Below are 11,135 nucleotides of genomic sequence, written 5' to 3'. Positions count from 1 at the left end.
AGCCTCAATAGAACAAAAGGCATTATCATCCATAACTACATGCAGCCTCGCTCGAAATGACGTAGAGGCAGAAAGCAGACTGTCATTTGGCCAATTTTCGTGAAAATTTATGTATACAAAAGGGACTGTGAAAAAATTTAAATCATTTTTTTCACAGCCCCATTTTTTGTCTCATACCACAGAAAAGTGAGATTTCTCGACTCCGCTGCGCTGCGCTCGAAATGACGATGTATGCAAAGCCCGGGAAGTGTGTCACTTCAGTTCCTCTGCCACCTCAAGGAGGACTTGTATGTGCTGCAGAATTGTGCGTTTTCTATCACAGTCCGCAGGCGGACCAGCCGCATTCTTCGCAGGTGCTGCAGTGGCCTTCTACGTGGATGTGGTGGGAGTGACATTTGGGGCATTCGGGGGTGTTATCTACAGGTTTCATTGTTATTATGTTCGTTTCTTCCTGACTGTCCTCTTTTCTGCCTTCCGTTTTTCTTTCTTTTTCCATTTCCTTTTTATCTTCTTCTCCTACGCCCAGGATGTTGCCCCGGCGGCAGCCGTCGCGGAAGACGGTGATGCCTTTGCAGCCGCTTCCCCAGGCGGAAAGGTAGATACGGTAGATGTCATTTACAGTGGCACTGTTTTTCAGGTTCACCGTGCTGGAGATGGAGTTGTCCACGTATTTCTGCATGACTGCCTGCATGCGGACGCGGTTCATGAAGGGCACGTCGTGGCTTTCAATGACCCAGGGGAAGCGGGCCACGATTTCTTCGTCGGAAATGGTGAGGGGCAGGTGATGGTATTCCAGAAGGTCTTTAATGCTGTGGGCATAGACCCTGAAATGGCCATGCACATCTTCCATTTTGTGGGTAGTGCGTTCGTAGGAAATCTTGTAGAGCGGTTCGCAGCCGCCGGAGAAGCTGCCCATGAGGAGGGAGATGGTGCCGGTGGGAGCGATGGCCAGGAGGGTGCCGTTCCGGAGACCATGCTGGTGGATGTCTTCGTAGAGCTCCGGATCCAGGTCTTTCACCATGTCCATGACAGGCGATTTCTTTGTGGCTTCCCAGCGGTAGTGACCGAAAGTGCCTTTTTCCTTTGCCCTGTCGCAGGAAGAGCGGAGAGCGGTGAGGAGCATGGTTTTCATGACACGGCCCATGAAGTCATTGGCTTCTTTGGTACCGTAGGTGAGTTTCATGGCAATGAGGGCGTCCGCCACGCCGAAGAGGCCAAGGCCCAGGGAGCGCCAGTCGTCGATGCAAGTCCGGTTGGCGTCCAGGGGCTGTGCATCATAGCCATAGTCTACGATTTCATCCAGGGCGGTAATGCCGTCGTAAACAGTCTTTTTGAACCGTTCTTCATTGAACACGGGGTGGGCGCTGAACTTGTCGTCAATCATGGTGTACAGGTTCACGCTGCCCAGGTTGCAGGCGTTGTAGGCGTTGCCGCCGAATTCGCCGCAGGGGTTGGTGATTTCGATGTTGTATTCGTCATAGCCTGCCAGGAGGTGGTTCCTGTTCATCCGGTCAATGAAGATGGCGCCAGGGTCGCCCCAGTCCCACTGGGTTTCGCAGAATTCTTTGAAGAATTCCCGGGCTTTAATGGTTCTTTCGATTTTTTCGCCGGTGGATTCCACGGTGAAGTGAAGGGTGTATTCTTTGTCGTCCCGCACAGCTTCCATGAATTCATCGGTGAAAAGGATGCTGATGTTCATGGAGGACAGCTTTTCCTCGTTCTGTTTGATATGGAGAAATTCATAAATGTCGGGATGGCTGCAGTTCAGGCCCACCATCATGGCGCCGCGGCGGCCGTTCTGGCTGATGACTTCACCGGTGACATTGAAAATCTTCAGGAAAGACACGGCGCCGGTAGAGGTGCGGGCCACGTTCCTCACTTCGCTCCCCTTGGGACGGAGGTTGGAAATATTGATGCCGATACCGCCGCCATAGGAAAAAATGCGGGCGATTTCATAGTTGGCCCGGAAGATGGATTCCAGATTATCCTCCGGTGATGGCAGGATATAGCAGTTGGACATGGATACATTGAATTTACCCTTGGCCCCTGCTGCATAAAGAGTGCGGCCTGCGGGGCAGAAGGAGGTATCTTCCAAATAGCCTCTGACCCTCTTTTTCAGCTCCGGGTCAAAGATGGAGCTCACCCGGTCCATAAATTCCTGAGGAGTCTTTTCTCCTTTATGATAATATTTTTCTTTCAGAATGCCCTGACTGATTGTATTGTCGTACCAGTGGTTCATAAGAATCCCTCGTTTCCGTAATTTTGATAAACCCATGGTATCACATACTATGTATTGAGTCAAATTCCATAAAGGCATACAATATATTGTATTTTACATGAAATATAGAAATATGGCGATATAGTGAGAATAAAGAAGGAAACAGCGGAAAAGGGGTATGAAGGCCTCTTTGAAACGCTGTCAGATGGTCAGACAATCAGACTTCAGACGCTCCCATGTCATTTCGACGATCGGAAGTGAAGTGGAGAAATATTACTGCTCTATGCTGCGTGGTTCCATTGCGGCAGGAGATTTCTCGGCTCAGAGCCTCAATAGAGCTGAAAATATTTGTCTCCATACTGACATGCAGCTCCGCTCGAAATGACAGTTACGGTGAGCCGCTCCCATGTCATTTCGACCGCAGCGAAGTGAAGTGGAGAAATCTCACTGCTCTATGGCACGTGGCTGTTATGCCTCTTCCGCCTTCCTGTTCATCGGTATTTAACGACATAATTCCCACTAACATCAGGCACCGAGATTCTTCACTGCGTTCAGAATGACCATCCCCGCAGGAAGGCTCCGCAGCGGCTGTCGTCTGTCCGTTTCCATGTCTAACTGTCTTTTTCCCCCTCCACTGTCATTTTGGAATGTTTACTCTTAAATCTCAGGCAGCGCAAAAGAGACAGTAAAGAAATATCGTCATTTCTTCACTGTCTCTTTATTTCATCAAAGGATTTCTATTTATTCTTCCTCTTCGTTTTCCGTATCGCCGGAAAGAACGTCGATGGATGCGATGCGGTCGCCATCTTCCAGCCGCTGGAGGATGACGCCCTGGCCTGCTTTGGCTTTTTTGCTTGTAATCTGGCTGGCCTTGGTCTTGATGGTGATGCCCTGTTCGGAAACTCCTACCAGTTCATCGTTGTCGTCGGCTGCCACCAGGGCTACCACTTCGAAGCCTTTCTTGAAGTTGCGGACGCCCATGCCGTTTCTTCCCTGGATGCGGTAGGCATCGGCTTTGTTTCTCTTGGCATTGCCGTCGGCGGAAATGGTGAAAATGTCCTTGTCTGCCGCAATGACTGCGCCTACCACTTCATCTTCTTCGCCGTTCACTTCGGAGAGGCGGATGCCGTGGACGCCGGCTGCGGCGCGGCCCATGGATCTTACTTCGCCGTCGTTGATGGAGAAGCGGATAGCCATGCCGAAGCGGGTGCCCAGGATGACGTCTTCGTCTCCCTTCACCCGGAGCACGGTGACCAGTTCGTCGCCGTCGTTCAGGCGGATGGCGATGAGGCCGTTCTTATTGATGTTCCGGTATTCTGCGATTTCCGTCTTCTTCACATAGCCCTTCTTGGTGACCATGAGGAGGTACTTCGTATCTTCGCCGGCGGCATCGATGTCCAGAAGCTCCGTCACCCTTTCGCCCTTGGAGAGGCTGGGGATGTAGTTAATGAGGGCGCTGCCTCTGGCGGTGCGGCCGGACTTGGGCAGGTCGATGGCGGTCTTCATGTACACTTTGCCGTAGTTGGTGAAGAAGAGGATGCGGTTATGGGTGGAGGTGTTCAGTATCTTCCATACATAGTCCTCGTCCTTCATCTTCATGCCGGATACGCCGCGGCCGCCCTTTCTCTGTACCCGGATGTCGGCGGAGTCCATGCGTTTGATGTAGTTCTGCTTGGTCAGGGTAATGGTCATGGGTTCGTCGGGCACCAGGTCGGTAATGGTAAACTCTTCCTGGGCGTCGGTGATTTCCGTGCGCCGGTCATCGCCGAAGTTCTTCTTTTCATCCTGCAGTTCTTCCTTCACCACATTCATGATTTTGTCCCTGCTGGAGAGGAGGTCTTCCAGGTAAGCGATGGTCTCTTTCACGTCCTTGTAGTCAGCTTCCAGTTTGTCTCTTTCCAGTCCGGTGAGGCGGCGCAGGCGCATATCCAGAATAGCGGTGGACTGCTTGTCGGACAGGTCAAACTTGCTCATTAATGCATTCTTTGCAATCTCGTCAGTTCTGGATTCGCGGATGGTACGGATGACTTCATCAATATGGTCCAGTGCAATGAGCAGACCTTCCAGGATATGGGCCTTGGCTTTGGCCTTATCCAGTTCGAAGCGGCTTCTTCTGGTAATCACTTCTTCCTGATGCTTCAGGTAGTAGTAGAGAATCTGCTTCAGGTTCAGAATGCGGGGATGGCCGTCCACCAGGGCCAGCATGATGGCACCGAAATTAATCTGCATCTGGGTATGCTTGAAGAGGTTGTTCAGCATGATTTCCGGGCTTACATCAGCACGGAGTTCAATGGCAATGCGCATGCCCGTGCGGTCCGATTCATCCCGAAGCATGGTGATGCCGTCAAGCACCTTCTGCCGCTGCAGGTCTGCAATGGAGGAGATGAGGCGGGCTTTGTTCACCTGGTAAGGAAGTTCAGTCACCACGATACGGTGCTTGCCCTTCGGCATATCTTCGATGGCGGTTTTGGCACGGACGGTAATGGAACCGCGGCCAGTGCGGTAGGCATCTTCGATACCCTTCCGGCCCATGATAATGCCGGCAGTCGGGAAATCAGGGCCTTTGATGTATTTCATGAGTCCTTCGATGGAAATATCGGGATCGTCAATCATGGCGGAAAGGCCATCCACCACTTCCGACAGGTTGTGGGGCGGAATATTCGTAGCCATGCCTACGGCAATGCCGTAGGAGCCGTTCACCAGAAGGTTGGGGATACGGGAAGGAAGCACCACCGGTTCCTGCAGGGAACCGTCGTAGTTGGGCATGAAGTCCACGGTGTTCTTGTCAATATCCCGAAGCATTTCCAGAGTGATTTTGGACATACGCATTTCCGTATAACGCATAGCCGCCGGAGAGTCACCATCCACGGAGCCGAAGTTGCCGTGGCCGTCTACCAGGGGGTAGCGGGTAGAGAAATCCTGGGCCATGCGGACGGCCGATTCATATACCGCAGAATCGCCATGGGGATGAAATTTACCAAGTACATCGCCCACGATACGGGCCGATTTCTTGTAAGGCTTATTCGGAAGCATGCCGGCTTCACTCATGGCATAGAGAATGCGGCGGTGCACCGGTTTCAGACCATCCCGCACATCCGGCAGCGCACGGGTGACGATGACGGACATGGCATAATCAATGTAGGAATTTTTCATCTGCCCTTCCAGAGGGGTATTGATGATTTTTCCTTCCTTCCATTCAATGGAATCCATAGTTCCTCCTTTGATGAGGCATAAAAATAAGGGAAGCGCTGAATGAATCAACGCTTCCCTAAGGACTTCAGGCAGCCCTATCAGTCCTTTGGGAACTTACTTTGCTTATATGTATTATACCATAAAATCGCTCTCAGCACCATTTAAAGCCATTTATAAGCATTTCTGTCATTTTCTTACACGAAGGCTTAAAACCGTTTAATCCTCTAGAAGTCCTTTTAAGAACTATTTGCCGCCGGTGCTCCCACATTTTATAAAAAATCTCCCTTTTTTTCATTCTCCATTTTTTATATAATAGGATATATACTCTTTTTTAACTGAAGGATGTGGAAGAATGAAAAAATACCTGGCAGCCATGGTGATTGCCATCCTGCTTCTGGGAGGCGGCGGCTACTTTGCCTACGTCCATTTCATCAGCGGCGGCCCCTGGCAGGGCACCTGGTGGGGCGTGCAGGATGCCGGCGTGAACTGGTCCGGCGACCATATACGAAATCTGGAAACCGTCACTTTTACAAGAAACGACGATAAAACCATTACCGTAGACCATAAGGTACAGCAGGGAAGCAGGGAAGTGAACGGCTCCCTTTCCGGCACCGGCACCGTAGACGGCGGGCGTCTGGTGATTACCCCTGCCAAGGGAGGCAAGGAAATCGCCCTGTCCTACAACACCATATCCAAAACCATTGAGACCCCTCTCACCAATGCCGACAAGACCGATGTCACCCTGACCGTCCTCACCCAGGACAATAATGATGAAATGGAGCAGATCCGGAGCGAAATCGTGCAGATTTCCCAAAAGCCGGAAAATAAGATCGACACCACCCTGTCCTCCTCCAAGAGCTGAACTTTATAAGAAAAAGCGTTGAAGTAATGTGCAATCATTTCCTCAACGCCTTTTTTATTTATTATACCCTTAGATGGTTTCAAAATGACAAAGGAGAGAGACATTCAGACGGCCAGACCTCAGAACTCCGGGGAACCTTCCTGCCGGGCTCCTCATTCCGGACACAGTGAAGAATCTCATTACGTGGCGATTATGAGCCCAATGCCGCTAAATGCCGGTAAGCAGGAAGGCAGGAAGGGCACCGCAGCCACACAGCATAGGGCAGAGAAATTTCCCGGCTGCAGCCGAAATGACAATAATGCGGCCTGCCGCACCTGTCATCTCGAGCGGAGCAGCATGCCGTTATAGGGACAAATGTCTTCAGCTTTATTGTGGCTCTGAGTCGAGAGATCTCCTGCCACAATGCGGCCGGAACCATAGGGGTGTGAGATTTCTACACTTCGCTCCACTCCGCTGCAGTCGAAAAGACAATGAGTCGTCTGATGTCTGATTGCCTGCCTGTCTGATAGATTTCACATTCCCTTTTTATTTCCTGTGAAACGTAATAATCACAAGCTCCCTGGGACAGCTGAAGCGGAAGGGGAACCAGCTGGCATCGCCCCGGGACACATAGCCCATATTTCTGCCGTCACTGTAAAGCCCCCGGGTATAGGTGAAGGGCGTGATGATGGGCCTGCCGAAAAGGCCGAACTGGGTGCCATGGGTATGACCGGTCAGGGTAATGGCCGCGCCCTTTTTGAAGCCCTCACCCAGAAAGGCAGAATGATGGGCCAGAAGCACCACCGGCGCCCCTTTCGGAATACCCCGGAAAGCCTCATCGGTCATATCATCCATTTCCTTCTTCATAGCCTCACCCCGGGCCCAGGGATAATCCACCCCTGCCACATAGAGGGACGCCCCGTTTCTTGTAATGGCAGTGTGCTCGTTCACCAGCATCTTCACCGGCGTCTTCAGGAGCTCCTCTTCGATATAGTCCTTCCCCCGGTAGTACTCATGATTTCCCCATACATAGATAATGCCGTCAGGAAAGCCATAGAACTCTTCCGTCAAAGTCCGGCCTGCGTCCGGCATATGGCGTATATCGTCGATGAGATCTCCCGTAAAGAAAAGCACCTGTGCCCCTTCCCTGCGGGCCCGGTCAATCTCGCCGGAAAGGTCGGTATACCGGAAATAGGGGCCGATGTGGGTGTCCGTCATCTGGGCCGCCTTATAGCCTTCAAAGGCAGGAGGAAGGCTCTCCACATACACATCCAGATGTTCCACCTGCTCCCTGTTATTGCCGCCTACGGAGCCATAGATACCAATAATCGCCGCAGCGCAGATGGCAGCCAGCGAGAACACCCGGCTCCCCTTCCGGAGCTTCTTTGAAATGGACAGGAGAGACAGAAAGAAAAGGCAGGGAAGAGATACGATTTCAGCCACCATGATCCCGCAGGCCATATATCCCAGCCACAGAGACCAGAGCCCCAGGCCGTCATAACCTCTGGCATACCAGAGGAAATAGGCGGCTGAAAGAAAAGAAATGAGCCAGCTTCCTGCCATGTAGAAATAAAACCGTTTTCTCCTGAAAATCACAGACAGAAAAGCGCCGTTCAGAATTCCCAGCAGGGAAAAAATCATAAGAATCATCCGTTCAAACATGGAGTCACCTCCTTTGGACCGCTTTGCGGCCCGGGTTCAAAAGGTTCAGAAGGCTCAGTGGGGAAGGTTGACGGCGCCTTCGGCCCCGAAGGTTCTAAGGTTTCACGCAGCCTGCGGCTGCAAGGGTTGTGGTGGCGGCTGCGCCGCAATTATAGCCTGCGTTACGTGCCCTCTCCCCGCCCCTGCGGTCATACTGAGCGGAGCGGAGAATCTGGGTACCTGCCGTTAGTAATGCCAGCTAGTTCACTAGTCCACCAACCCACTAGCGCACTAGTACACTAGTACACTATTTTCTCCACGAATGCCGCCAGTCTTGCGTGGGGGCCGGCCAGGGGGATTTCCCTGTATTCTTCCGGCGAAAACCAGCGGTATTCTCCTTCCGGCACGGCTACTTCTTTAACGGGATAGGCCTTCATGTGCCAGATACGATGGGTGAAGACATGCTTGTAAGTCCAGAGACAGTCTTCCGTTGTTCCACAGAGAAGCTGTTCCAGTCCTTTTTTTGCGTCCTCTTCCTTTTCTGCCAGAGCCATGGGGAATTCCCACATGGAGGCCAGCATACCCTTTGACGGTCTTTTATGAAGGAGCACCCTGCCCTCCCTGATACAGAGGCCGCAGGCGGCAGCTTCTTCCTTCGGCGGCTTTTTGGCACTGCGGCGGGGCAGGTCCTTTTCTTTTCCATTTCTAAAGGCCACACATTCACCGGCCAGGGGGCAGAGGCTGCACCTTGGATTTTTCGGGATGCAGACGTCCGCTCCCAGGTCCATCAGGGCTTCATTGAAGTCTCCCGCCCGATCCGGCAGAGTGGCTTCCACAAGGCTCTCTATTTCCTTCCTGCCCCGGCTTTTCAGGATGTCTTCTTCCACCTGGTAAAGCCTGGCATAGACCCGAAGCACGTTGCCATCTATGGCGCCTTCCTTTTTTCCATAGGCCATGGAGAGGATGGCGCCGGCGGTGTAGCTTCCGATTCCCGGAAGGGCAAGGATTGCCGCCTTGTCATCAGGGAGGCGGCTGCCGTAGGTTTCTTCCATTTCCCGGGCGGCTTTATGGATATTCCGGGCGCGGCTGTAGTAGCCAAGGCCCTGCCACTGGTGGAGCACCTCTGCTTCCTCCGCCTCCGCCAGGTCGTGAATGGTGGGAAAGCGCTCCATCCAGCTGTTGAAATAGGGCTTCACCGCTTCCGTCCTGGTCTGCTGGAGCATGATTTCCGAAATCCACACATGGTAAGGGTTCCTGGGCTTGTCCTCCCGCCAGGGGAGGTCTCTTTTGTGGCCGTCGAACCAGGTAAGGAGCTTTTCCGGCCAGTCCCTGGCCGGTTTCTTCTCATCCATCATGTCATCTCCCGGAAATCATAATCGTAGACGGTCTCCCCGTCTTCTGCAAAATAGATGGTGCCCCGGATTTTCTTTCCCCATAGAATCATGGGGAGCCACACCCTGTCTGCCATCCACATATTTTCATAGGGGAAATCTTTTACACTGAACCAGCGGGGTTCCATTTCATCGGAAAGATGGGGTGTCCCCTTCCAGCCCCGGGCAAAGTATACAATACCTGCATGGGACCACTCGGGATCCGATGGCTGGTGGAAATAGAGATCCGCCGCCATGACCAGTTTTTCCGGCTCCATCACCAGACCGCACTCTTCAAAAAGTTCCCGGCAGGCACACTGGCGCATAGTTTCGCCTGCTTCGATTTTCCCGCCGAAGCCGTTCCATTTCCCGTATCCCATGCCCCGCCTTTTGCGGCCCAGAAGGATGGCTCCATCCTCCCGCACCGGGTACACCAGGGATGTGTCCCTCACTTCTTTATCCCTTCGTAGGTTTCAAAATAAAGTTCACGGAACATTCTCTTTCCCGCTTCCGTCCTGTAAAGGCGGTGGTAAAGGGCTTCATTCTGTTTCAGCGGTGCGCCGTCCTCGTACTGGTTCACCAGCATATCCGCCTCCGCCAGAATCCGAGCGTCCGGGCCGTCGATACTGCCGTAGGAATGGTGATGGGCCACCAGCCAGCAGATACGGTCAATGTCCTCCTTTTCAAACCCCAGTTCTTCCAGCATGGGTCGGGCTTCATCGGGCCCCAGTTCCTGCTGGATCTGGCCGTCATTCCGGCCAAACCGCCTCTCCCCTTCGTGGATGCCGATATCGTGCACATAGGCAGCCGCCTCCAGCCGGAAAAGGGTCTTCTCATCCAGCCCTTCCTCCCTTCCGATCTGGGCGGCGAAGGCGTGAACTTTCAAGAAATGGTGAATCCTGCGGGGATCCCCCTTATCATAGGCAATCATGGCTTTGCATAAAGCAGTCAGTTTATCCATACTATTTTCTCCTTGTATGTTTGAAATGAATGGAGCGCTTCGCGCCCCAGGTTCAGAGGGTTCGGCGACCTTTGGGCGCAAAGGTTCTCAGGTTTAACAGCGGCCACTGGCCGCTGAGGGTTGTGGTGTCTACCGATAGTGGTACCAACCAGGGAAAGCACACTAGTCCCCCAGCCCACCAGCCCACTAAAAATATTATATCAAAACAGGGAAAGAAAAAACGGCGCAGCGGCTGCTGCGTCGTTTTTCCTGTTTTCTTATTTTGCCAGTTTCTGGGCTACGGCAGAGGTCACATCTACGCCGCCGTCTACCACGGCACCCTGTTCAAGGATGATGTCCAGTCCCTTTTCCTGACGAACCTGCTGGATGGCTTTCATAATGTCGGAAAGGATAGGCTGCATGGCAGCTCTTTCTTTCTGATCCATTTCCTTCTGCAGTTCGGTGGCAATCTGCTGTTTTTCCTGGTCCGTCTTGCCTGCAGAGCGGCTCTTGAAGGATTCTTCTGCCTTCTGGGCAGCGGTCCTCATATCAAGCTGTGCCTTCTGCATTTTCGGATGAGCCTGGAGAAGGGCATTGGAATTTACATAGCCGATGCCTGCTGCGGAAGCGGAAAACATGGCACCAAATGCGATCATACCAGCAGCTACAGCTGCTACTGTTTTGTTCATTTTCATAGTATCCTCCTAACTGTGCCCCCAAGGACGGGAGACTCAAGTTGCATAGTTTCATTTTAATCAAAGAATCGACAGGTGTCAATGGCCAAGCTGGGATTTGTCAGTAAATATCCTATGAATCAGCGCTTCCCTTAGTTATTTGAATTTTTCTAAAACAAAGTGCATTGAACATCTTATGAATGAATCAGTGCTTCCCTGAGGGAATCACTGATTCATTCATAGAGTCTGCTTTTATAAG

General features: G+C 52.3%; 8 protein-coding genes. 1 reads left to right on the top strand and 7 read right to left on the bottom strand.

What is annotated here, in order from left to right; all coding sequences use genetic code 11:
• Positions 1-316: 316 nt before the first annotated feature.
• Positions 317-2,239, bottom strand: a complete 1,923-nt coding sequence (locus tag B2Y11_RS06545; protein ID WP_291057507.1) for an adenosylcobalamin-dependent ribonucleoside-diphosphate reductase — start codon at positions 2,237-2,239, stop codon at positions 317-319.
• Between the two features lie 720 nt (positions 2,240-2,959).
• Entirely contained in the window at positions 2,960-5,428 is a 2,469-nt protein-coding gene (gyrA, locus tag B2Y11_RS06540) for a DNA gyrase subunit A (RefSeq protein ID WP_291057504.1), read from the bottom strand.
• A gap of 334 nt (positions 5,429-5,762) precedes the next feature.
• Between gyrA and B2Y11_RS06535 the strand changes: the two genes are divergently transcribed.
• Positions 5,763-6,272 (top strand): succinate dehydrogenase, encoded by a 510-nt coding sequence (locus tag B2Y11_RS06535; RefSeq protein WP_291057503.1) that lies wholly within the window; start codon positions 5,763-5,765, stop codon positions 6,270-6,272.
• A gap of 525 nt (positions 6,273-6,797) precedes the next feature.
• Here the strand turns inward: B2Y11_RS06535 and B2Y11_RS06530 are convergent.
• The 5 genes from B2Y11_RS06530 to B2Y11_RS06510 all read right to left on the bottom strand — a co-directional run bounded on the left by B2Y11_RS06530 (position 6,798) and on the right by B2Y11_RS06510 (position 10,897).
• On the bottom strand, positions 6,798-7,913 hold the full coding sequence (locus B2Y11_RS06530; RefSeq protein ID WP_291057501.1) for a metallophosphoesterase: 1,116 nt from the start codon (positions 7,911-7,913) through the stop codon (positions 6,798-6,800).
• A 278-nt stretch (positions 7,914-8,191) separates the two neighbouring features.
• Positions 8,192-9,247: an A/G-specific adenine glycosylase gene (gene mutY, locus B2Y11_RS06525; RefSeq protein ID WP_291057499.1), complete on the bottom strand. Its 1,056-nt coding sequence runs from the start codon at positions 9,245-9,247 to the stop codon at positions 8,192-8,194.
• On the bottom strand, positions 9,244-9,714 hold the full coding sequence (locus B2Y11_RS06520) for an 8-oxo-dGTP diphosphatase (protein WP_291057497.1): 471 nt from the start codon (positions 9,712-9,714) through the stop codon (positions 9,244-9,246). Before B2Y11_RS06520 ends, mutY begins: the two co-directional genes overlap by 4 nt.
• Positions 9,711-10,223, bottom strand: coding sequence for an HD domain-containing protein (locus tag B2Y11_RS06515; protein WP_291057495.1), 513 nt, complete (start codon positions 10,221-10,223; stop codon positions 9,711-9,713). Before B2Y11_RS06515 ends, B2Y11_RS06520 begins: the two co-directional genes overlap by 4 nt.
• 257 nt (positions 10,224-10,480) lie before the next feature.
• Positions 10,481-10,897, bottom strand: a complete 417-nt coding sequence (locus B2Y11_RS06510) for an OmpH family outer membrane protein (RefSeq protein WP_291057493.1) — start codon at positions 10,895-10,897, stop codon at positions 10,481-10,483.
• Positions 10,898-11,135: the final 238 nt, after the last annotated feature.

This window comes from Dialister sp. UBA1703 (assembly GCA_002320515.1).
Taxonomy (GTDB): domain Bacteria; phylum Bacillota; class Negativicutes; order Veillonellales; family Dialisteraceae; genus Dialister.
Note: the sequence above shows the minus strand (reverse complement) of the source record. Positions and strands in the feature narration are given on the sequence as shown.

What these genes read in the sequence shown, in the direction of transcription:
- gyrA (WP_291057504.1), bottom strand. Translation starts at nt 5,428, where the DNA reads ATGGATTCCATTGAATGGAAGGAAGGAAAAATCATCAATACCCCTCTG.
- mutY (WP_291057499.1), bottom strand. Translation starts at nt 9,247, where the DNA reads ATGATGGATGAGAAGAAACCGGCCAGGGACTGGCCGGAAAAGCTCCTT.
- B2Y11_RS06535 (WP_291057503.1), top strand. Translation starts at nt 5,763, where the DNA reads ATGAAAAAATACCTGGCAGCCATGGTGATTGCCATCCTGCTTCTGGGA.
- B2Y11_RS06530 (WP_291057501.1), bottom strand. Translation starts at nt 7,913, where the DNA reads ATGTTTGAACGGATGATTCTTATGATTTTTTCCCTGCTGGGAATTCTG.
- B2Y11_RS06510 (WP_291057493.1), bottom strand. Translation starts at nt 10,897, where the DNA reads ATGAAAATGAACAAAACAGTAGCAGCTGTAGCTGCTGGTATGATCGCA.
- B2Y11_RS06545 (WP_291057507.1), bottom strand. Translation starts at nt 2,239, where the DNA reads ATGAACCACTGGTACGACAATACAATCAGTCAGGGCATTCTGAAAGAA.
- B2Y11_RS06515 (WP_291057495.1), bottom strand. Translation starts at nt 10,223, where the DNA reads ATGGATAAACTGACTGCTTTATGCAAAGCCATGATTGCCTATGATAAG.